The 20,770-nt window shown below is 69.1% G+C and carries 18 protein-coding genes, 1 tRNA gene and 1 riboswitch; of the genes, 14 read left to right on the forward strand and 5 right to left on the reverse strand.

Translation table 11 applies throughout. The features are described from left to right. The first annotated feature begins 19 nt into the window (after positions 1 to 19). Positions 20 to 1,207, forward strand: a complete 1,188-nt coding sequence (locus tag ACWDV4_RS03110; protein ID WP_449974418.1) for a serine hydrolase domain-containing protein — start codon at positions 20 to 22, stop codon at positions 1,205 to 1,207. A gap of 387 nt (positions 1,208 to 1,594) precedes the next feature. Here the strand turns inward: ACWDV4_RS03110 and ACWDV4_RS03115 are convergent, their stop codons facing one another. Continuing rightward, entirely contained in the window at positions 1,595 to 3,238 is a 1,644-nt protein-coding gene (locus tag ACWDV4_RS03115) for a dolichyl-phosphate-mannose--protein mannosyltransferase (RefSeq protein ID WP_449974419.1), read from the reverse strand. A gap of 26 nt (positions 3,239 to 3,264) precedes the next feature. Here ACWDV4_RS03115 and rsmI point away from each other — a divergent pair, with 26 nt between their 5' ends. Then, positions 3,265 to 4,110, forward strand: a complete 846-nt coding sequence (gene rsmI / locus ACWDV4_RS03120) for a 16S rRNA (cytidine(1402)-2'-O)-methyltransferase (RefSeq protein WP_449974669.1) — start codon at positions 3,265 to 3,267, stop codon at positions 4,108 to 4,110. A 26-nt stretch (positions 4,111 to 4,136) separates the two neighbouring features. On the opposite strand, the gene ACWDV4_RS03125 is transcribed toward rsmI, so the two are convergent. Then, complete coding sequence (locus ACWDV4_RS03125; protein WP_449974421.1) at positions 4,137 to 5,111, reverse strand: hypothetical protein; 975 nt, start codon at positions 5,109 to 5,111, stop codon at positions 4,137 to 4,139. A 153-nt stretch (positions 5,112 to 5,264) separates the two neighbouring features. Here ACWDV4_RS03125 and metG point away from each other — a divergent pair, with 153 nt between their 5' ends. After that, positions 5,265 to 7,055 carry a methionine--tRNA ligase gene (gene metG, locus ACWDV4_RS03130; RefSeq protein ID WP_449974423.1) on the forward strand — a complete coding sequence of 597 codons (1,791 nt, stop codon included), beginning with the start codon at positions 5,265 to 5,267 and terminating at the stop codon, positions 7,053 to 7,055. A gap of 175 nt (positions 7,056 to 7,230) precedes the next feature. Here the strand turns inward: metG and ACWDV4_RS03135 are convergent, their stop codons facing one another. Further along, complete coding sequence (locus ACWDV4_RS03135) at positions 7,231 to 8,232, reverse strand: coiled-coil domain-containing protein (protein WP_449974425.1); 1,002 nt, start codon at positions 8,230 to 8,232, stop codon at positions 7,231 to 7,233. 4 nt (positions 8,233 to 8,236) lie between these two features. Next, positions 8,237 to 8,370, reverse strand: a riboswitch (cyclic di-AMP (ydaO/yuaA leader). 269 nt (positions 8,371 to 8,639) lie between these two features. On the opposite strand from ACWDV4_RS03135, the gene ACWDV4_RS03140 reads away from it, so the two are divergent. From ACWDV4_RS03140 to ACWDV4_RS03165, 6 genes are all read left to right on the forward strand, one after another. After that, positions 8,640 to 9,593, forward strand: coding sequence for a TatD family hydrolase (locus ACWDV4_RS03140; RefSeq protein WP_449974427.1), 954 nt, complete (start codon positions 8,640 to 8,642; stop codon positions 9,591 to 9,593). Between the two features lie 74 nt (positions 9,594 to 9,667). Further along, on the forward strand, positions 9,668 to 10,513 hold the full coding sequence (gene rsmA / locus ACWDV4_RS03145) for a 16S rRNA (adenine(1518)-N(6)/adenine(1519)-N(6))-dimethyltransferase RsmA (protein ID WP_449974670.1): 846 nt from the start codon (positions 9,668 to 9,670) through the stop codon (positions 10,511 to 10,513). Between the two features lie 71 nt (positions 10,514 to 10,584). Further along, positions 10,585 to 11,541 (forward strand): 4-(cytidine 5'-diphospho)-2-C-methyl-D-erythritol kinase, encoded by a 957-nt coding sequence (locus ACWDV4_RS03150; protein ID WP_449974429.1) that lies wholly within the window; start codon positions 10,585 to 10,587, stop codon positions 11,539 to 11,541. 207 nt (positions 11,542 to 11,748) lie between these two features. After that, complete coding sequence (locus tag ACWDV4_RS03155; RefSeq protein WP_449974671.1) at positions 11,749 to 13,563, forward strand: ABC-F family ATP-binding cassette domain-containing protein; 1,815 nt, start codon at positions 11,749 to 11,751, stop codon at positions 13,561 to 13,563. Positions 13,564 to 13,705: 142 nt separating this feature from the next. Further along, on the forward strand, positions 13,706 to 14,161 hold the full coding sequence (locus ACWDV4_RS03160) for a DUF4383 domain-containing protein (protein ID WP_449974431.1): 456 nt from the start codon (positions 13,706 to 13,708) through the stop codon (positions 14,159 to 14,161). A gap of 229 nt (positions 14,162 to 14,390) precedes the next feature. Further along, positions 14,391 to 14,876: a DUF4383 domain-containing protein gene (locus ACWDV4_RS03165; RefSeq protein WP_449974433.1), complete on the forward strand. Its 486-nt coding sequence runs from the start codon at positions 14,391 to 14,393 to the stop codon at positions 14,874 to 14,876. A 28-nt stretch (positions 14,877 to 14,904) separates the two neighbouring features. Here the strand turns inward: ACWDV4_RS03165 and ACWDV4_RS03170 are convergent, their stop codons facing one another. Together ACWDV4_RS03170 and ACWDV4_RS03175 are read right to left on the reverse strand one after the other, a co-directional pair. After that, positions 14,905 to 15,507, reverse strand: a complete 603-nt coding sequence (locus ACWDV4_RS03170; RefSeq protein ID WP_449974673.1) for a TetR family transcriptional regulator — start codon at positions 15,505 to 15,507, stop codon at positions 14,905 to 14,907. 215 nt (positions 15,508 to 15,722) lie between these two features. Then, positions 15,723 to 16,697, reverse strand: a complete 975-nt coding sequence (locus ACWDV4_RS03175; RefSeq protein ID WP_449974435.1) for an acyl-CoA desaturase — start codon at positions 16,695 to 16,697, stop codon at positions 15,723 to 15,725. Between the two features lie 151 nt (positions 16,698 to 16,848). On the opposite strand from ACWDV4_RS03175, the gene ACWDV4_RS03180 reads away from it, so the two are divergent. The 5 genes from ACWDV4_RS03180 (at position 16,849) to ACWDV4_RS03200 (ending at position 20,514) form a co-directional block, all read left to right on the forward strand. After that, a complete protein-coding gene (locus ACWDV4_RS03180; protein WP_449974437.1) occupies positions 16,849 to 17,052 on the forward strand; it encodes a hypothetical protein in 204 nt (67 codons plus the stop codon). Between the two features lie 126 nt (positions 17,053 to 17,178). After that, complete coding sequence (locus tag ACWDV4_RS03185) at positions 17,179 to 17,706, forward strand: hypothetical protein (RefSeq protein ID WP_449974439.1); 528 nt, start codon at positions 17,179 to 17,181, stop codon at positions 17,704 to 17,706. A 24-nt stretch (positions 17,707 to 17,730) separates the two neighbouring features. After that, positions 17,731 to 17,802 (forward strand) — tRNA-Gln (locus ACWDV4_RS03190). Positions 17,803 to 17,900: 98 nt separating this feature from the next. Beyond that, complete coding sequence (gene glmU, locus ACWDV4_RS03195) at positions 17,901 to 19,484, forward strand: bifunctional UDP-N-acetylglucosamine diphosphorylase/glucosamine-1-phosphate N-acetyltransferase GlmU (RefSeq protein WP_449974441.1); 1,584 nt, start codon at positions 17,901 to 17,903, stop codon at positions 19,482 to 19,484. Between the two features lie 49 nt (positions 19,485 to 19,533). Further along, entirely contained in the window at positions 19,534 to 20,514 is a 981-nt protein-coding gene (locus ACWDV4_RS03200; protein WP_449974443.1) for a ribose-phosphate diphosphokinase, read from the forward strand. Positions 20,515 to 20,770: the final 256 nt, after the last annotated feature.

Raw genomic sequence — 20,770 nt, forward strand, 5'->3', positions numbered from 1 at the left:
CGACCACAAGGGAGTACGGATGACGCACGCTATATCGTCGGCCGGGCGGGACCGGCTACGCGCGGCAATGACGGCTCGGGTCGCGAAGGGGGAGTTGCCCGGGCTGGTGTATCTCGTGGCCTGCGGCGATGAGGTACATGTCGAGGTGCTTGGGGAGAAGTCGTTCGGCAGCGGGGATCCGATGCGTCGCGACACGATCTTCCGGATCGCGTCGATGACGAAGCCGGTTCTGGCGGTCGCGACGATGATGCTGGTGGCGGAGGGGAGACTGGCCCTGGATGAGCCGGTCGACCGGTTGCTACCTGAGTTGACCAACCGCCGGGTGCTCCGGAACATCGAAGGTCCGCTCGATGACACGGTCCCGGCGATCCGCCCGATTACCGTCGCGGATTTGCTGACCTTCCGGATGGGCTACGGCCTCGTCGTCGAGCCCAGCTTCGATCCGCCGTACCCGGTGATCGCCGCTGCCGCCGAGCTGCAACTGACCCTGGGAGCGCCGGACCCACGTACGCCGTACGACCCGGACGAGTGGATGCAGCGGTTCGCGACGCTGCCGCTGATGTACCAGCCGGGCCAGCGGTGGCAGTACAACGTCGCCTCGCTGGTGTTGGGGGTCCTGGTGGCCCGGGCCGCGGGGCAGTCGCTGTCGGACGTGTGCCGGACCCGGATCTTCGACCCGCTGGGCATGACCGACACCGGTTTCGCGGTCTCGTCCGAGGATGCGGGTCGGCTACCGGGGTACTACCAGACCAACCGCGAGACTGGGCGGTCGGAGTTGCAGCCGTACTCCGTGCCGAGCGAGTGGACGGTGCCGCCGGTCTTTCCGTCCGGGGCGAGTGGGCTGGTTTCCACCGTGGACGACTACCTGGCCTTCGCTCGCCTACTCCTGGCCAAGGGGACACATCAGGGCCGGCGGCTGTTGTCCGAGCGCGCGGTCGAGTTGATCACGACCAACCATGTGACGCCGGAGCAGGCGGCTGGCAGCGGGTTCCTGCTGGCCGGAAACGGCTGGGGGTACGGCTTGGGCGTGGTGACCCAAGCAGACGACGTGTCGCCGGTGCCCGGCCGGTACGGCTGGACCGGTGGCTACGGCACGGCGTGGTCCAACGATCCGGCTCGGGGCCTGGTCGCCATCGCCCTGACACAGCACACCGACTTCCTGTTCAACGGCGGCTGGACCGAGTTCGAGAAGCTGGCCCATTCCTAGTCTCAGCTTCGTGTTCCTAGCCTCAGCTTCGTGGTCGGTCAGGCGGACCGCCGAAGAAGGCGCGGACTACCGAAAAAAGGTGCGGACGGACGGAGTACTGGGAGCGCTGCCACTCTGGCCGGAGCGGGGCGGGCGGCGCGGGCTCACATAGCTGGTGAAGTGGGCGAATGATCGGGTCTCGGGAGCTATGTCGGACTGGTCCGGACTGTTCCACGGTGCTCCGGCTGGAAATCTGACCAGGGGTGACCCGTTGTGCAGGTGATCCAGGGGTGGTTAAGCTCATCATGCGCGCCCCAATCGCCCGCTTCCCCCGTGGCAGGCGATCGGGGCGCGCATCTTTGTCTGTACCGGTGGGTGCCGCAGCGAAAGCGCGGGTGGCTCACGCGGTCAGATCCAGCGGCCGCCGAGCCACATTCGGGCTGACCAGTCCGCGTACGGGATCGACACCCCGGTGTATATCGGATAGAAGTAGGCGAAGCAGATCGCCACCACCAGCACGTACGCCCCGGCGAAGATGGCACCGATCATCCGGCGGTCCACCGTACTGGTGCGGCTGACCGGGGCACTGCCCTCCACCTCGGGAACCGGTGCCGGCGACATGATCGCCCCGAGTACGTAGACCACCGCCAGCACCATGAACGGCAGGGCCGGTGCGGCGTAGAAGAAGAACATCGTGCGCTTGTCGAGGGCGTAGTAGAACCAGGGCAGCAGGCCGGCGGCGACCGGGAGCAGGATTGCCGCGCCCCGCCAGTCGCGACGGGCGATACCCAGCCAGGCCAGCGCGGCCAGTGCGGGCAGGAACGACCACCACAGTATCGGCGTACCGAGCAGCAGCACCTCCTCGGCGCAGTTGGCGGCCCCGCACGGACTGTCGGCCGTCCAGTGGAAGGCCACCGGCCGGCCGAGTAGCAGCCACTGCCAGGGCCAGGACTGGTAGGTGTGTGCGGTCGTCAGCCCGGTATGGAAGGTGAGCGCCTGCTTGTGGTACTCGAACAGGCTCCAGAGCGCATTGGTGACCGGGTCGGCGTCGCTCCTGAAACCCCGGTAGAAGCCGCCGTCGGTCAGCAGCCAGCCCGACCAACTCACGATGTACGTGACGATGATCAGCACCCCGCTGAGCAGGAGCCAGCCACTCTCGTCGAGGAAGGTGTCCCGCCAGGGGCGGCGTACCCCGGCCGAGCGGCGGGCACCCACCTCCCAGAAGATCACGAGTACGGCGAAGACGAGCACGAAGGCGAGCGCGCTCCACTTGACGGCGACGGCGCAGCCGAGCAGCACCCCGGCCAGCAGCCGCCACCAGGGCACGCCCTGGAGCGAGAAGGGCGGGCGACCGGCCCGGCCCGGACGGCTCGGGTCCAGGCCCTCCTCGACGGCCCGCAGCCAGCGGCGACGACGGGCATCCCGGTCCAGTACCAGCGCGCCGAAGGCCGCGAAGACGAAGAAGAGCAGGAAGATGTCGAGCAGCGCGGTGCGGGACAGCACCAGGTGGAACCCGTCCAGCGCCATCAGCAGCCCGGCCGCGCAGCCGAGCGCGGTCGACTGGAACAGCCGGCGACCGACCCGTACGACGAGCAGCACGGAGAGCGTGCCGACCACGGCGGCGGAGATGCGCCAGCCGAACTCGTTGTAGCCGAACGCCCATTCGCCCAGCGCGATCATCCATTTGCCCAGCGGCGGGTGCACCACGTACGCGGCGGTGTTGTTCTTCTCGTCCCACTCGAAGCCGCGGGTGAGCAGATTGTGCGCGTCGGTGGCGTAGTAGATCTCGTCGAAGATCTTGCCCTTGGGATGGGCCAGATTGACCAGCCGCAGGATGGCGGCGATCGCCACGACCACGGCGGTGGCGATCCACGATCGCCGGTCGAGTCGGGCGTCGAACGGGGCCAGCCGGCGTCGGAGGATCGGGGGGAGGACTCGGCCGGGTGGAGCTGTGTCGTCGGTCTGTGCTGTCGCCGCCAGGGTCACCCCGTGATCGTAGGCTGCGGAGGTGTGCAGCGGCGTCCACCATTGGGCGTTCTCGGCCGAAGGCATCGATAGGGAGTCAGTTCGTGGGTGAAATGTCCGGTACTGGAAGGCTGGTCCTACTTGGTGCGCCGCTCGGCAATGTCGCCGACGCGTCGCCCCGACTTCGGGACGGTCTGGCCACTGCCGACATCGTCGCCGCCGAGGACACCCGACGACTCGCCCGGCTCGCCCGTGACCTGGACGTCACCATCGCCGGACGGATCGTCTCCTACTTCGAGGGCAACGAGGAGCGTCGTACGCCCGATCTGGTCGCCGCCATTGCCGACGGTGCCGTCGTCGCCCTGGTCACCGACGGCGGCATGCCCAGCGTCTCCGATCCTGGCTACCGGCTGGTCCGGGCCACTCTCGACGCCGGTGCACCGGTCACCGCCGCCCCCGGCCCGAGCGCCGTCACCACCGCCCTGGCCCTGTCCGGGTTGCCCTGCGACCGGTTCTGCTTCGAGGGTTTCCTGCCCCGCTCCGGCGGTTCCCGTCGGGCCCGGCTGCGAGAACTGGCCGCCGAGCCCCGCACCCTGGTCTTCTTCGAGGCGCCACACCGAGTGGCCGGTGCCCTCGCCGACCTGGCCGCGACGTTTGGCGCCGACCGCCCGGCCGCCGTCTGCCGCGAGCTGACCAAGACGTACGAGGAGGTGCTGCGCCAGCCGCTCGGCGCGCTCGCCGAGTGGGCCGCGACCGGGGAGCCACGCGGCGAGATCACCCTGGTCGTCGCGGGTGCGCCGCCGGCCACCTCCGCCGATCGTCCGGCCGACGACGAATTGCGGGCCGAGGTGGCGCGGTGGGAGGCCGATGGCACCTCCCGGCGGGATGCCATCACCGCCGTCGCCAACGAGTACGGGCTGCGGCGGCGCGACGTCTACACCATCGTCCACCAGGCCTGACGGCCACCAGACTTGGGCCGACTTGGTCAGAACGCGGCGACCAGGAACCCGACGAGGATGAGGAACTGGCCGGTCAACCCGGCCAGTACGGCGATCCTGCGGGACCTTGGGTCGGGCAGGCGAAGTGCCCCGGTCGACCACCCGATGCCGACCGAGCAGAGCACCACCAGGGCCAGTCCGAGTAGCCAGCGCAGGTGCCGGGTGACGGCGTCCCCCTCGACGTACGCCGTACCGGCGTCCGGATTGACCATGCGGGCGACGAGCGTGCTGCCGGGTGTCCGCTGCGACCCGTCCACCCCGGCCAGCCGTACGTCGGTGACAAGATCGGCCGGGGCGGCGCTCTCGTCGTCCGGTTCCCCATCGGAGTGGTCGGAAATCACCGGATCCGGGTCGCCGGGTGCCCCGGTCCCCGGGCCGGTGAGCACAGGTTGTCCCGGCGCGGTCGAGGTCAGGTCCCGCCCGGCGGCGATGCCATCATCGGCGACGAACGTGCCCCGGCACCGCAGACCGATGCCGTTACCGGTGCAGCTCAGCACGGTGGCGGTACCCCGTTCGCCGTGCCCCACCGCCAGCCACAGGGGCTCGGCGCTCACCCAGGCGAAGAAGCTGGTGAGCAGGGTCAGGGTGAGCAGGCCGGACAGCCCCGCCATCGGGTGACGCGGCGGCTTGGCCGGCTGGCCGGTCCGTCGCCCCAGAGCGGGGAACCTTCGGCTCCGATCCCGATCCGCGGGGCGGTCCGCTGCCACCGGGGTCCCATCCCAGTGGACCTCCTCGATCGGTAGCCAGAACGCCGGCTCGTCGGCCGACACCTGCTGCGGCACCGCTGCCCGCACCGACGGGCCCGACCCGGCCCGGCCGGGCACCGAACGGGCCGGCGGTACGCGTAGCGGCGCCCGTTGCGGGAGTGCGGTGAACGGGGCGCCGGTGGTCGGCTCGATGAGGGGGATGGTGTCCTCGCCCTGCTCCCCGAGGGGATACTGCTCGCCTGGTCGCCCGGTCACCCCGTCATTTCACAACGGGTGACCGGATCGATACGGCAAGCTAGTGCGCGTGTCGACGGTAAACCGGGCAAAGAGCGTCGGGACGGGAGTACGCCGAGGCAGCCCGGTTATCCCTTCGCGGCGGCCGTACGCCGGTCACTAGGCTTGACGGTCATGAGTCACGTTCTCGCGGCGGTCGCCTGGCCCTACGCCAACGGCCCGCGCCACATCGGCCATGTCTCCGGCTTCGGAGTGCCCTCCGACGTGTTCAGCCGGTACATGCGGATGGCCGGGCACGACGTGCTCATGGTCTCCGGCACCGACGAGCACGGCACCCCCATCCAGGTGCAGGCCGACAACGAGGGGGTCAGCCCCCGGGAGCTGGCCGACCGCTACAACCGGATCATCGTGGAGGACCTGCACGGCCTGGGGCTCTCCTACGACCTGTTCACCCGGACCACCACCGGCAACCACTACGCCGTGGTGCAGGAGATCTTCGAGACGCTGTACCGCAACGGCTACATCGTGCCCAAGGTCACCATGGGGGCCATCTCCCCGTCCACCGGCCGTACGCTGCCCGACCGCTACATCGAGGGCACCTGCCCGATCTGCGGCTACGGCAGCGCCCGGGGCGACCAGTGCGACAACTGCGGCAACCAGCTCGATCCGGTCGACCTGATCGACCCCCGGTCGAAGATCAACGGCGAGACCCCGCAGTTCGTGGAGACCGAACACTTCTTCCTCGACCTGCCCGCCTTCGCCGAGGCGCTCGGCCGGTGGCTGGACAGTCGGGAGGGCTGGCGCCCCAACGTCCTGCGCTTCTCCAAGAATCTCCTCGACGATCTGCAGCCGCGGGCCATCACCCGGGACCTGGAATGGGGCGTACCGATTCCGCTGGAGGGCTGGCGGGACCGTACCGACAAGCGGATCTACGTCTGGTTCGACGCGGTCGTCGGCTACCTCTCCGCGTCGATCGAGTGGGCCCGCCGCTCCGGCGACCCGGAGGCGTGGCGCAAGTGGTGGACCGCCGACGACGCGCTCGGCTACTACTTCATGGGCAAGGACAACATCGTCTTCCACTCGGTGATCTGGCCAGCGCTGCTGCTCGGCTACTCCGGGGCCGGCGACCGGGACGGTGAACCGGGCCAGCTGGGGGCGCTCAACCTGCCCACCGAGGTGGTCTCCAGCGAATACCTGACCATGGAGGGGCGCAAGTTCTCCTCCTCCCGTCGGGTGGTCATCTACGTCCGCGACTTCCTGGAACGCTACGACGCCGACGCGCTGCGCTACTTCATCGCCGCCGCCGGCCCGGAGAGCAACGACACCGACTTCACCTGGGCCGAGTTCCTGCGCCGCAACAACGACGAACTGGTCGCCGGCTGGGGCAACCTGGTCAACCGGTCGATCTCGATGGCGGCGAAGAACTTCGGCGCGATCCCGGCGATCGACGCCGCCGGGCTCACCGAGGCGGACGAGGCGCTGCTGGCCGTCGCCCGGGCCGGCTTCGCCACCGTCGGTGACCTGATCGCCAAGCACCGGCAGAAGGCGGCGATCGGCGAGGCGATGCGGGTGGTCGCCGAGGCCAACCGCTACCTCTCCGACCAGGCACCGTGGAAGCTCAAGAGCGACGAGGACAAGCCCCGGATGGGCACCATCCTGCACGTCGCGTTGCAGGTGGTCAGCGACGCCAACACGCTGCTCACGCCGTTCCTGCCGCACTCCGCGCAGAAGATCCACGAACTGCTCGGCGGCACCGGCGTACACGCCCCGATGCCGTCCATCGTGGAGGTCGAGGACCTCGACGGCGGGCCGGCGTACCCGGTGCTGACCGGTGACTACACGATCGGTGCGCGCTGGGAGTCCGTACCGGTGGAGGCTGGTCGACCGCTGGCCGCACCGAAGCCGGTCTTCCGCAAGCTCGACCCGTCGATCGTCGAGGAGGAACTCGCCCGCCTCAGCGGCTGACGACAGTCCAGGCTGCGACGAGGCGGCTGACCATTCCGACCCCTGCTACGACGAAAGCGGCCCGCTCCCTGGATCTACCCGGGAGCGGGCCGCTTCGTTTGGTCCACCGATACTTCGTCCCGCTGACGTTTCGGTCTGCCGTCGGCCGGGCGCGGTCGCCGCGCCCGGCCGGGAGTCAAAGCATCGACACGTGTACGTGGTCGGTGTGATCGCTCGCCCCGCTGTACGAACTCCAGCCGGTCGCCGGCATCCAGATCTGCTTGTACCAGATCACGTAGTAGATGCCGAGCCGGTCGGCGTTACGGACCAGGAACGCGGTGAGGTTGTTGCCATACATCCGTTGGTCCTGGTTCTGTGCCGAGACGAAGCCCCGGTTGATCAACGACCAGTCGCAGGCGCGGCCCTTCGGGTGCTCGTACGGGCCACCCGATCGGTAGCAGCCCACGAACCGGTTGAACCCGGCCTTCTTGACCTCCTTGTACATGTGCATCGTGCGCGGCGTGATGCAGCCGGAGGTCGTCGGGTCGTCCTGGTTGCACGACTCGCTCGGCCAGTCGCCGCTGGCCGTACGCGGAGCGGCCTTGGCCACCGGCGAGGTCGCGGTGACGAACCCCTTGGTCAGGCTCATCCCGCCGACCAGCGCTAGCGCCTTCTCCGCTTCCTTCTTCTGCTTGGTCATGATGGTCAACTGCTTGTTCTGCTCGGTGATCTCGGCATCGAGCTGGGCCTTGGCGCGTTCGGCGATGTCCCGGGCCTCGGTGAGTTCGCGCAGCTTCCGGTCGTTGAGCCGGTTCAGCTCGTCCAGCCGGCTCACCCGCTGGACGAACGAGTCGGGGCTGTCACTCTCCAGCATTACGGCGAGCGCGCCAAGCCTGCCCTGGCGGTAGGACTGGGCCGCGATCTGCGCCACCTGCGGGGTGAGCAGATCGAGCCGCTCCTGGGCCTTCTGGAGTTCGAGGTTGAGAGCCTGTTGCCGCCGCTTCGACTGATCCAGCTTGGCCTTCGCCTGGATGTATCCCCGGTTGGTCGACTCGATCACGTCACGGAGCAGCGGCGTCTCGGTCTCGTTGGGGTTCTCGTTGGGTTCTGCCCAGGCCCGCTCGGCGGGTGCCACCAGGGCCACAGCGGCGAGTAGCGCCAGTATCGTCGTCAGCCAACCGCGCAGGGGTGCGGTCAAGATACCTTCCTTCCGTCGGCCGCCGATCGGGTTAGCTGACGGGTTCGAGGCGGAAGTGGCCCCTACCGCTACTGCGGATTCACCCCACGAACACGGTTCCCCGATTCGCCCGGTCAGGCGATTAGGCGGCAGCCTCGCCGGCACCTGATCGTGCCTTCTGGCGATTGCCGCCAGCGAGCCTACCCGACACCCCAGTGGGCTATCTATTTCGCCGACGACCCGAGAAAAGCGTTATCAGCCAGCGCCTTTCGGTAACCGTCTCGCTCTGTGTCGGCTCGCTGACATATCGATCTGTCGTAACGTCGACCAATGTGTGCAGTGGACCCGTGGCATCGCCATTCCGTTTTCGATTGGCGGCCAAGCTCCGCTGAAGGCTGGTTGCGCCGGACGGCGTAGCTGGATATGTGATGCTGACGGGGATGAGCGATCAAACCGAGTCCCGCCGCCAACGCGCCGCGCGCCGGGCGGGGGAGTTTCCCACCCCACCCGAGCCGCTGCCCCGTACGGTGATCGACAGCCACACCCACCTGGACATCACCGTGGCCGAGGCCGGGTCCGTCAGCGGCCTGGCTGGCGCTGAACCGGTTGGCGGACCGGCCGGAGCCGGCGACCCGGTCGCGGCCGGAACGGGTGACCCGGTCGCCGCCATGATCGAGGTGGCCGCCGGGGTCGGAGTCGACCGACTGGTACAGGTCGGAGTCGACGTGGCCTCGTCCCGCTGGGGGGCCGAGGTGGCCCGACAACATCGGGCAGTCGTCGCCACCGTCGCACTGCACCCCAACGAGGCACCCCGACTCGATGACCTGGACGAGGCGCTGCGCCAGATCGAGGCGCTCGCCGCCGAGGAGCGGGTACGCGGCATCGGCGAGACCGGGATGGACTTCTTCCGTACCGGCGACGAGGGGCGGGCCGCCCAGGAGTTGAGCTTCCGGGCCCACATCGCCATCGCCAAGCGGTACGACAAACCCCTGGTGATCCATGACCGGGACGCACACGCCGACGTGCTGCGGGTCCTCGACGAGGAGGGTGCCCCGCAGACCGTGGTGCTGCACTGCTTCTCTGGCGACGCCGAGTTCGCCGCTGAGTGCGTCCGTCGGGGGTACGTGCTCAGCTTCGCCGGCACGGTCACCTTCGCCAGCGCCCACGCACTGCGGGAAGCCGCCCGGATCACCCCGCTGGACCAACTGCTGGTCGAAACCGACGCGCCCTACCTCACGCCGACACCGCACCGGGGCCGGCCCAACGGGTCGTACCTGATTCCGCTCACCGTCCGGTCGTTGGCCGAGACCACCGGGTCGGACCTGACCGAGTTGTGTACGGCGATCTCCGCCACCGGCGAGCGGGTCTTCGGCCCATGGTGACGCCACAAGGGTTAGGAAGGGACCCTTTACCTGCAGAAAGCGATAAGAAGGGGCCCTTCCTAACCCCCGGGGAGATTCGGGAGCTGGCTGCGCGGCTGGGCGTGACCCCGACCAAGAAGCTTGGGCAGAACTTCGTGCACGACCCGAACACGGTCCGGCGCATCGTGACCGCCGCCGGAGTGAGCCCCGACGACGTGGCGGTGGAGGTCGGCCCGGGACTCGGGTCGCTCACCCTGGCGCTGCTGCCCGCCGTGGCGCACGTACACGCCGTGGAGATCGATCCGGTGCTGGCCGAGGCGTTGCCGCAGACCGTGGCCGAGCACTGCGGGCCGGACGTCGCCGGGCGGCTGACCGTGCACCGGGCCGACGCGTTGCGGGTCACCGCCGCCGACCTGGCCGACCCGGCGCCGACCGCGCTGGTCGCGAACCTGCCCTACAACGTGGCGGTGCCGGTCGTACTGCACCTGCTGGCCGAGCTGCCCAGCCTGCGGCATGGCCTGGTGATGGTGCAGAAGGAGGTGGCCGACCGACTGATCGCCGGCCCCGGATCCAAGGTCTACGGCATTCCGTCGGTCAAACTCGCCTGGTACGCCGCCGCCCGCAGCGCCGGGAAGGTGCCGCCCAACGTGTTCTGGCCGGTGCCCAACGTCGACTCCGGGCTGGTCGCCTTCACCCGGCGCGAGCCGCCCCGACCGGACGTACCCCGGTCCCGGGTCTTCGCGGTGGTGGACGCGGCGTTCGCGCAGCGCCGTAAGACCCTGCGGGCCGCCCTCGCCGGCTGGGCCGGCGGTGCCGACCGGGCGGCTGAGGCCCTGGTCACGGCGGGGGTCGACCCCAGCGCCCGGGGTGAGTCACTCACCGTGGAGCAGTTCGCCGCGATCGCCGCGTCGGCTCCATCGGGTACGTCAGGTGCCGAGTAGGCTGTCGCGGTGCCCATGACGAGGTCTGCGCAACCATCCGACATCCGGCCCCGGCTCCTGGGCATCGTCCCGTGACCGAGGCGTGGCGGCCGGACGACGATGACGATCAGCAGCGACGGGGCGCGGCCGGCCCGGTCAAGGTACGGGTACCTGCAAAGATCAACCTGCACCTCGGTGTCGGCCCGGTACGCCCCGACGGCTACCACGAACTGACCACCGTCTACCACGCGATCTCCAGCTATGACGAGCTGACCGCCCGACGCGGGGACACCCTCACCCTCACCATGGCGGGCGAAGGCACCGGCGAACTGGCCCTCGACGAGTCGAACCTGGTCATCCGGGCGGCCCGAGCCCTGGCCGCGTACGCCGGGGTGCCCGCCCACGCCCGGCTGCACCTGCGCAAGCAGATCCCGCTCGCCGGCGGACTGGCCGGCGGCAGCGCCGACGCCGCCGCCACGCTGGTCGCCTGCGACACCCTGTGGGGCACCAACCTGGCCCGCGAAGAACTGGCGGCGATCGCCGCCGGCCTCGGCTCCGACGTGCCCTTCCTGCTGCACGGCGGTACCGCGCTGGGAACCGGCCGGGGCGAGGCGGTCAGCCCGGTCCTCGCCCGACCCACCACCTGGCACTGGGTCGTCGCCGCCGCCGACGGTGGCCTCTCCACCCCCGCCGTCTACCGCGAACTCGACCGGCTCCGCGCCGAACACGACGCCCCCGATCCGCTGGGCAACCCGGACTCCCTGCTCGCCGCCCTACGGCAGCGCGACCCGAAGGTGCTCGCCGCGGCGCTCGGCAACGACATGCAGATCGCCGCCCTGTCCCTGCGCCCCAGCCTGGCGGCGACCCTCGCGGCCGGCGAGACGGCCGGGGCGCTCGCCAGCATCGTCTCCGGCTCCGGGCCGACCTGCGTCTTCCTCGCCGCCGACGAGAACCACGCCCGGCGGATCGCCGCCGAACTGGCCAGCTCATCGGTCTGCCGGACCGCCTACCCCGCGTACGGGCCGGTCCCCGGGGCCCGGGTGGTCTGACCAAGGTTCGGATGCTCTGTACCGGGGCTCGGATGCTCTGACCGGAGCCTCGGTGGTCTGACCCGTCGGCCGAGGCGTACCCCGCGTAGGCTTGTCGACTCAGGCGCCCTCCCGGGCCGGCGTCACCGTACGACGCCTCCGCCGATCCCCGAATGATCGGCACCGCCCAGCCCGGCGGGCGCCTCGACCATGGGAAAGGCAGGTGTGGTGGCCAACATCGTCAACCTGGACCGCGCGTCCAAGGGCTACGGCGCGGTCGGGCAACTGCTCACCGACGTGTCCCTCGGACTGGACAGCGCCGACCGGATCGGCGTGGTCGGGCTCAACGGTGCCGGCAAGTCCACCCTGCTGCGGCTGCTGACCCGCGCCGAGGAACCGGACAGCGGCCGGGTCACCCACCGACGCGACCTCCAGGTCGCCTCCCTGCCGCAAACCCTCCAACTCGACCCCGAATACACCGTCCGGGACGTGGTGCTCGGCACCGCCTGGCTGGCCGAAGGCTTCGGTGCCGAACACGAATGGGCCGGTGACGCCGGGGTCCGCGCCATCCTCGACGGACTGGGCCTGCCGTACCTGGGACTGGATCAGCCGGTCGGGCCGATGTCCGGCGGCGAACGGCGGCGGGTGGCACTCGCCGCGCTACTGGTCCGCACGACCGACCTGCTCATCCTGGACGAACCCACCAACCACCTCGACGTGGCCGGAGTCGACTGGCTGGCCAAACACCTGGTCACCCGGCGCGGTGCCCTCGTGGTGGTCACCCACGACCGGTGGTTCCTGGACGCGGTCTGCACCACCACCTGGGAGGTCGCCGACCAGACCGTACGCGTCTACGAGGGCGGCTTCGCCGCCTGGACCCTGGCCCGGGTGGAACGGGAACGGGTCGCCGCCGCCACCGAGGCCCGCCGACAGAATCTGCTCCGCAAGGAGATCGCCTGGCTGCGGCGTGGCCCGCCGGCCCGTACCTCCAAGCCCCGCTTCCGGATCGAAGCCGCCAACGCCCTCATCGCCGACGTGCCACCGCCGCGCGACACCATGTCGCTGCAACGGCTGGCCACCGCCCGGCTCGGCAAACAGGTGTACGACCTGGAAGACGTCACCCTCAACGCCGGCCCGAAGGTCATCCTGAAGGACCTCACCTGGCAGGTCGGCCCCGGCGACCGGATCGCCATCCTCGGTGCCAACGGCGCTGGCAAGACCACCCTGCTCCGGATGCTGGCCGGGGTCACCCAACCCGAACAGGGACAGCTGACCACCGGGTCGACCGTCCGACCCGCCTTCCTCTCCCAGGAACTGGCCGAACTACCCGGCCAGCTTCGGGTGCTGGAGGCGGTCGAAGAGGTGGCCCGCCGGGTCGTTCTCGGCGACCGTGAACTGGCCGCCTCCCAACTCGCCGAAACGTTCGGCTTCGACGACCGCCGGCTCTGGACCCCGGTATCGGACCTGTCCGGTGGCGAACGCCGCCGCCTGCAACTGCTCCGGCTGCTCGCCGCCGAGCCCAACGTGCTGCTCTTCGACGAGCCCACCAACGACCTGGACACCGACACCCTGGCCGCGCTGGAGGACCTGCTCGACTCCTGGCCCGGCACGGTGATCGTGGCCAGCCACGACCGGTACCTGATCGAACGGGTCACCGACGCGGTCTACGGAATGTTCGGCGACGGGCGGCTGGTCCACCTGCCCGGCGGGGTCGACGAATACCTCACCCGCGCCGCCGCCCGACAGGAGACCCGGGAGCCGGCCCCAAGCGCTGGCCCAGCCCGGCCCAAGGCACCCGAGCGTACGGAACCGGGGCTCTCCGGCGGCGAGCTGCGGGCCGCCCGCAAGGAACTGACCCGCCTCGAACGGCAGGTCGGCAAGCTGGAGCAGCGGGAGGCGCAGCTGCACGACCAGCTCGCCACCCACGCCACCGACTACGTCAAGGTCGCCGAACTCGACGGCCAACTGCGCGCCGTACGGGCCGAACGGGAACAGGTCGAGGAGAGCTGGCTGCTCCTGGCCGAGCAGGTCGGGGAGAGCTGAGCCGACCCGCGAACCGGGTGGCGGCGGCGATCGACAGGGGCACCGGTAGCGCCGGGTCGGGGGTGTGCGGCGTCACCCTGACCCGGTACGGGACAATCGGCGCCGACCCCTCATCAGCAACAGCCTTGGAGACTCAGAAACCATGGCACACAACCCCGTCAACCACCCCGCACGCCCCATCTACCGCGCGATCGGCGGACTCACCGGCCTCTACCTGGCAGGCTTCGGTGTGCTCGGGGTGATCGAGAACAGCGGTGCCGAGTTCTTCGCCCAGGATGACACCCTGGTCCTCGGTCAGGGGGCGAATCTGGGATATTCGGTCATCTCGGCGATCCTCGGAGTGATCCTGCTGGTTGCCGCCGGGATCGGCCGCAACCTCGACGCGACCATCAACAAGCTCTCCGGCTATGCCCTGATGGCACTGGGCCTTGCCGGGCTCGCCGTGATGCGCACCGACGCCAACTACCTCGGCTTCTCGATGGCCACCGTCATCGTCTCCATGATCCTCGGGCTGGTCCTGCTGATGGCCGGCATGTACGGCAAGGTCGGCACCGACGAGGAGAACCGCGCCTGGCAGGAAGCTCGACTGCTCCTCTGACCGGCTGGTGCTCCTCTGACCGGCTGGTGCTCCTCTGACCGGCTGGCTTGCCGCGCTACAGGCCCGGGGCATCGGCCGGCGCGGCCTGGTCCGCCCGATCGGCTGATCCGCCGGTCGGGCGGTGGAGATCGGCCGCCCACCACCGCGAGGATCTGGCGTTTACCAGGCGCTCCCTGCTCTCCTCAGGGACAATCCGGAAAAAGGGTTGCCCAGCCGCGCAGGAGGAGCCATGGTCCATATCCCCGTCAATCATCCGGCGCGAACGCTGTACCGGATCTTCGCCGCGTTGATCGGGCTCTACATCCTGATCTTCGGAGTGATCGGGATAATCCAGACCTGGGGCGACCCCCTCTTCGACCGGGGCGACCACTGGGCACTCGGCCTACGGACCAACCTCGCCTTCGCCCTGATCTCCGTCGTCTTCGGCGCGGTGATCATCATCGGGGCGGCGCAGCGGAGCAACCTCGGCCACTACATGAACCTCACCATCGGCGTGATCTTCATGGCCACGGCCCTGCTGATGATGGCCGTCCTGCAAACCGAGGCCAACTTCCTCAACTTCTCGATGTCCACCGTCATCGTGTCGATGATCTTCGGGCTGTTGACGCTCGCCACCGGCCTCTACGACAAGGTCGGCCCGCCAGCGGAGGCCGCCCACGCCCGGGCGTACCCGCACCAGCCGGTCTCCAGCCCCGCCCCAGACCGCCGCCGCTGACGTCGTACGAGATCGACGTGGCCGCCGGTCAGCGGCCACGCCGGGTGATCAGCGTGGGCTTGGCATCCAGATGAGACAACCCGTTCCAGGAAAGATTGACCAGGTGCGCCGCCACCGTCTCCTTACGAGGCTTGCGTACCTCCAGCCACCAGCGGCCAGTCAACGCCACCATCCCCACCAACGCCTGGGAATACAACTCAGCCAGCTTGGGGTCGTAGCCCCGACTCTTGAACTCGGCACCCAGAATGTGCTCCACCTGGTGCGCCACATCGTTCATCACACTGCTGAAATTGCCGGTCGCCGACATCACCGGCGACTCCCGGACCAGCACCCGGAACCCGTTCGTCTCCTCCTCGATATAACCGAGCAGGGCCAACGCGGCCTGTTCCAACAACTCCCGAGGATGGCCCGCAGTCAGCGCCGTGGTGATCCGGTCGAGCAAGGAGCGGACCTCCCGGTCCACCACGACCGCATAGAGCCCCTCCTTGCCGCCGAAGTGCTCGTAGACCACCGGCTTGGAGACCTTGGCCCGGGCCGCCACCTCCTCGATGGAGGTGGCGTCGAACCCGCGCTCGGCGAAGATCTGCCGACCAATGAGGATCAGTTGCTCTCGACGCTGGGCAGCGGACATGCGTACCCGGGAACTCGGTTTGGCGGACGCCGGGGCTGGTGCCGGCGTCCGTCTGCGCCCGTTCGCGTTCGGGCTCTCTGCCACGTTGTCACCCTGCTGGCGTCCCGTGACGCCGTTTTGTCCAGTGTCATGCCTGATGGTGCCCTCGCCGCGCTCGGTCACCCGGCCATCCTGCCAGGCTAAGCCGACAAGCCGGCCCCCCGGCGTGACACTGACTACTGCGGCGTAGCCGGTTTCACCAGCTTTGCAGCGATCCGCTCTGGCTTCGGCCAGCGTACGTCGGTAGCCAGCCCCAGCTTCTCGAAGAACCAGATGACCCGGGCCGAGATGTCGATCTGCCCACGCAGTACCCCGTGCCGGGCGCTCGTCGGATCCGAGTGGTGCAGGTTGTGCCAACTCTCGCCGAAGGACACGATCGCCAGCGGCCAGAAGTTCGATGCCCGGTCACCCTGCCGTACCTCGAACGGGCGCTCGCCGTAGACGTGGCACACCGAGTTGACCGACCACGTCACGTGGTGCAGCAACGCGATCCGGACCAGACCAGCCCAGAAGAACGCGGTCAGCGCCCCCTGCCACGACCAGGTGACCAGGCCGCCGATGACCGCCGGGGTGAGCGCCGAGATGATGACCAGCACCGGGAACAGCCGGTCAACGCGGCTGATGTCCTTGTCGGCCAGCAGATCCGGGGCGAACCGCTCCCGGTTGGTCAGCTCGCGGCGGAACAGCCAGCCCATGTGCGCGTGGAACAGACCCTTGGTCAGACCCCAGAAGCTGCCCCCGAAGCGCCACGGCGAGTGCGGATCGCCCTCCACGTCGGAGAACGCGTGGTGGCGCCGGTGGTCGGCCACCCACTGGGTGACGCTGCCCTCGATCGCGAACGAACCAGCCACCGCCAGGGTCACCCGGAGCCACCGCTTCGTCTTGAACGAGCCGTGGGTGAAGTAACGGTGGAAGCCAACCGTGATGCCCAGCCCGGCGACCACGTACCAGACCAGCGCGATGGCCACATCCGTCCAGCTCAGCCAGCCACCCCAGGCCACCGGTACGGCGGCGAACAACGCCAGGAACGGGATCACCACGAACGACCAGAGGCCGATCAGGATCCCGGGTGACTGCGGACCCTCGGTGAGCGGTTTGGGCCCGCTCGGCCTGGCGGTGCCGGGCGGTTCGAGAAGCGTGGACGAGGACATGGCACCTCACAACAACAGGGTGGGGAAGATCAGAAACTTACGCCTACGTCACCGTAACCTACGGGACCGTAGTTTGCTACGGGTCGGTATCCGGCAAATGGCCGGCGAAGATCGACGGCTGTTGTCGTACCCCCGTTCTAATTTCCAGCTCATGACCGACCCGCTCGCCACCGAGGCCCGCCGCCTCCGCACCGTCGAACAGCTCTCCCTCAGCCAGATCCAGGCCCGGCTGGGCATCGGCAAGGACCGGCTCTACGAACTACTGCGGGGCGTACCGCCGCCAGCGTGGACCCGCCGACCGAACGCCAAGGACGAGCTGCGGAGCCAGGCGGTGGCGTTACGCAAGGAAGGGTGATCAGTCGTAGACATCGCCCTGGCGCTCGGCATCGCCAAGTCCACGGCGTACCAGTGGGTCAAACACCTTCCGCTCGATCCCGACTCCGACGCCACTCGCGCCAGGCAACACGCCCACGCCGCGCGAATGCGGGAGGCGCGCTGGGCTCCCTACCGCGAGGAGCGAGATCGGTCCCAGGCGGCCGTACATGCCGAGGCGGCGGAGCGGGTCGGCCCGCTCGACGATCGTGACCTGCTGCTGCTCGGCGCTGCCATCTACTGGTCCGAAGGGGCGAAGTCCAAGCCGTGGCGTCGTAACGACCGGATTCAACTGATCAACAGTGATCCGCGACTGCTCGCGCTTTTTCTGCGCTTCCTCGAATCCGTCGGGGTCAACCGCTCGGTGCCCAGCTATCTGGTCAGCATTCACGAGTCGGCCGATGTCGAGGCGGCGGTCGCCTGGTGGATCGAGGCGCTCGACCTGCCGGCCGACCGGTTCCATCCGGCCACGCTCAAGCGCCACCAGCCCAAGACGGTGCGGCGCAACACCGGCGCTGACTACCACGGTTGCCTGATCATCGACGTTCCGCAGAGCAGGAAGCTCTACTGGTTGATCGAGGGGGTGATCGATGGTTTGGGCCTCCGGGGGGATAAGGGTGTGAGCGGTGATGGGTGAGGCGCTACTCTGACGGAGATACCTTCGGCCGTGGTGTAATTGGCAACACGGTGCCCTTTGGAGGCACTTTTTCAGGTTCGAGTCCTGACGGCCGAGCTTCTTAGGTTCGAGTCACGTCGGGCGACCTGTGCCTTTAGTCCGATTCGGGGCTCATCCGGGGGGAACGGGCGACTCGCCCGGGGCGCGCGGCTAGCATGAGGCCGCAGATTGCCAGCCATCCCGACGGGAGCCCGCCCGTGTCCCAGTCCCGACCCCGTACCGTGGTCGTCCTCGCCGCAGGTGAGGGCAAGCGGATGAAGTCGGCGCTACCGAAGGTGTTGCACCCACTGCTCGGCCGTACCCTGGTCGGCCATGTCCTGGCGGCGGCCGCGCCGCTGGCTGCCGAGCGCACGCTGGTGGTGGTGGGCCACGGTGCCGAGCAGGTCGCCGCACATCTGTCCGAGGTGGCCCCGCAGTCCACCCCGGTCCGACAGACAGAGCAGTTGGGCACCGGGCACGCGGTCCGGATCGCCCTGGACACCGCAGCCGACCTCACCGGCACCGTCGTCGTGCTCAACGGTGACGTTCCGCTGCTGCGGGCCGAGACGGTCACCGCCCTCGTCGAGACGCACGAGGCGGCCGGGGCGGCGGCGACCGTGCTGGCGGCCGAAGTGGCCGATCCGACCGGACTCGGCCGGATCATCCGGGACTCCGCCGGACGCCTGGAGCAGATCGTCGAGGAGCGCGACGCCACCCCTGCCCAACGGGCGGTTCGGGAGATCAACGCCGGGATCTACGCCTTCGACGCGGCGTTGCTACGGGACGCGCTGAGCAAGATCTCCACCGACAACGACCAGGGCGAGGAGTACCTCACCGACGTCTTCGGTCTGCTGGTCGCCGCGGGCGAGGCGGTGGCCGTACATGTGGCGGCGGATGCGACCGAGACGCTGGGCTGCAACGACCGGGTGGAGTTGGCCGCGTTGCGCCGACTGCTGCGGGACCGGGTCAACGAGGGCTGGCTGCGCTCCGGGGTCACCCTGCTCGACCCGGCGACGACCTGGATCGATGTGACCGTCACCCTCGACCGGGACGCCGTGGTGGACCAGAACACCCAGTTGCGGGGCGCGACGGTGGTGGGGGCGGAGGCGACCGTCGGCCCGGACGTTACGTTGATCGACACCATGGTCGGTGCGGGTGCGGTGGTGTTGCGTAGCCACGCGATGGGCGCGGAGATCGGACCGCAGGCCAGCGTCGGCCCGTACGCCTACCTTCGGCCGGACGCCCGGCTGGCGGACAAGGCCAAGGTCGGCACGTTCGTCGAGGTGAAGAACTCCGACATCGGTGCGGGTGCGAAGGTGCCGCACCTGTCGTACGTTGGGGATGCGACGATCGGCGCACGGGCCAACATCGGCGCCGCGACGATCGTCGTGAACTACGACGGGGTGGCCAAGCATCGCACCACGGTGGGCGAGGCGGCCTTCGTCGGCTGTGACACGACTCTGATCGCTCCGGTCGAGGTGGGGCCGGGGGCGTACGTGGCGGCGGGTAGCGCCATCACCCAGGACGTACCGCCGGGAGCGCTCGGGGTGACTCGGGCTTCGCAGCGCAACGTAGAAGGTTGGGTAGCGCGGCGGCGAGCGGGTACGAAGTCGGCGGAGGCCGCAGAGGCGGCGCTTACCCGGCAGGAGGCGGAGCTTGCCCGTCGTAGGGCCGTTGACGCAAGTCAGGGTGAGGCATTCCACGGCTCTGGCGACACGGCTGGATACGACGCCGACCCGGGGGATACTGCAACCGAATAGTCCCAGGTCCCCAGCCGGGAACCACCGATCAACGGGAGCAGACGAGCCGATGGGCAGCATCGTCGCCGAAAACCGCAAAAGTCTGATGCTCTTCTCGGGGCGGGGCTTTCCGGAACTGGCCCAGGAGATCGGCGAGGTGCTCGGCGTGGCGCCGACGCCGGCCGATGCGTACGAGTTCGCCAATGGCGAGATCTTTGTCCGGTTCAAGGAGTCGGTACGTGGCTCGGACGCGTTCGTGGTGCAGTCGGTCACGCACGGCGTCAACAAGTGGGTCATGGAGACCCTGATCATGATCGACGCGTTGAAGCGCGGGTCGGCGAAGCGGATCACGGTCGTGTTGCCGTTCTATCCGTATGCCCGGCAGGACAAGAAGCACCGTGGCCGGGAGCCGATTTCGGCGCGGCTGGTGGCGGACCTGCTCAAGACGGCGGGGGCGAACCGGATCCTCACGGTGGATTTGCACACCGCGCAGATTCAGGGCTTCTTCGACGGTCCGGTGGATCACCTGTTCGCGATGGACATCCTGGCCGAGTACGTGGAGCGTCGGTACGCGGGCCGGCCGATGACGGTGGTGGCGCCGGACTCGGGACGGGTGCGGGTGGCCGAGCGGTGGACGGACCGGTTGGGTGGCTGCCCGCTGGCGTTCATCCACAAGACCCGTGATCCGCTCAAGCCCAACCAGGTGGTGGCGAACCGGGTGGTGGGGGACGTCGAGGGTCGGGTCTGTCTGATCGTCGATGACATGATCGACACTGGTGGGACGATCTGCAAGGCGGCGGAGATCCTGCACGAGGCGGGGGCGGCGGATGTCGTCGTGGCGTCGACCCATGCCCTGCTGTCGGATCCGGCTACGGAGCGGTTGAAGAACAGCCAGATCAGCGAGGTCATCGTGACCAACACGCTGCCGTTGCCAGCGGAGAAGCAGCTGGACAAGATCACCGTGTTGTCGATCGCGCCGCTGCTGGCGCGGGCGATTCGCGAGGTCTTCGACGACGGCTCGGTGACGACTCTCTTCGGCGGGCTGAGCTGACAATTTCCCATTCGGCGCGCCGACGGTCATCCCGTTTCGGTGTGGTCGAGTAGTTTTCCGGGGAAATCAAGCAGTTTTCGGGTGGACAGCGCGGCGTCGGCCGGGAGCGGATGGCTTCCGGCCGACGCGGCTGGGTCTACCGCCGGTCGGCGGCAAAGCTGTCGGGAAGTGGGCGGTACGGGTCGGGTGTGGGGTGCCGATGACACGCCCCGGCCTGGGCTCCGGTAGACTAGTGCGGTTGCCATGGCGAGGGTGC

The organism is Micromonospora sp. NPDC003197 (assembly GCF_053590565.1).

Coding starts and splice junctions, on each gene's coding strand:
- metG (WP_449974423.1), top strand. CDS start 5,265: ATGAGTCACGTTCTCGCGGCGGTCGCCTGGCCCTACGCCAACGGCCCG.
- rsmI (WP_449974669.1), top strand. CDS start 3,265: ATGTCCGGTACTGGAAGGCTGGTCCTACTTGGTGCGCCGCTCGGCAAT.
- ACWDV4_RS03185 (WP_449974439.1), top strand. CDS start 17,179: ATGCGGGAGGCGCGCTGGGCTCCCTACCGCGAGGAGCGAGATCGGTCC.
- ACWDV4_RS03110 (WP_449974418.1), top strand. CDS start 20: ATGACGCACGCTATATCGTCGGCCGGGCGGGACCGGCTACGCGCGGCA.
- ACWDV4_RS03180 (WP_449974437.1), top strand. CDS start 16,849: ATGACCGACCCGCTCGCCACCGAGGCCCGCCGCCTCCGCACCGTCGAA.
- ACWDV4_RS03200 (WP_449974443.1), top strand. CDS start 19,534: ATGGGCAGCATCGTCGCCGAAAACCGCAAAAGTCTGATGCTCTTCTCG.
- ACWDV4_RS03160 (WP_449974431.1), top strand. CDS start 13,706: ATGGCACACAACCCCGTCAACCACCCCGCACGCCCCATCTACCGCGCG.
- glmU (WP_449974441.1), top strand. CDS start 17,901: ATGAGGCCGCAGATTGCCAGCCATCCCGACGGGAGCCCGCCCGTGTCC.
- ACWDV4_RS03165 (WP_449974433.1), top strand. CDS start 14,391: ATGGTCCATATCCCCGTCAATCATCCGGCGCGAACGCTGTACCGGATC.
- ACWDV4_RS03140 (WP_449974427.1), top strand. CDS start 8,640: ATGCTGACGGGGATGAGCGATCAAACCGAGTCCCGCCGCCAACGCGCC.
- ACWDV4_RS03115 (WP_449974419.1), bottom strand. CDS start 3,238: ATGCCTTCGGCCGAGAACGCCCAATGGTGGACGCCGCTGCACACCTCC.
- ACWDV4_RS03170 (WP_449974673.1), bottom strand. CDS start 15,507: ATGTCCGCTGCCCAGCGTCGAGAGCAACTGATCCTCATTGGTCGGCAG.
- ACWDV4_RS03175 (WP_449974435.1), bottom strand. CDS start 16,697: ATGTCCTCGTCCACGCTTCTCGAACCGCCCGGCACCGCCAGGCCGAGC.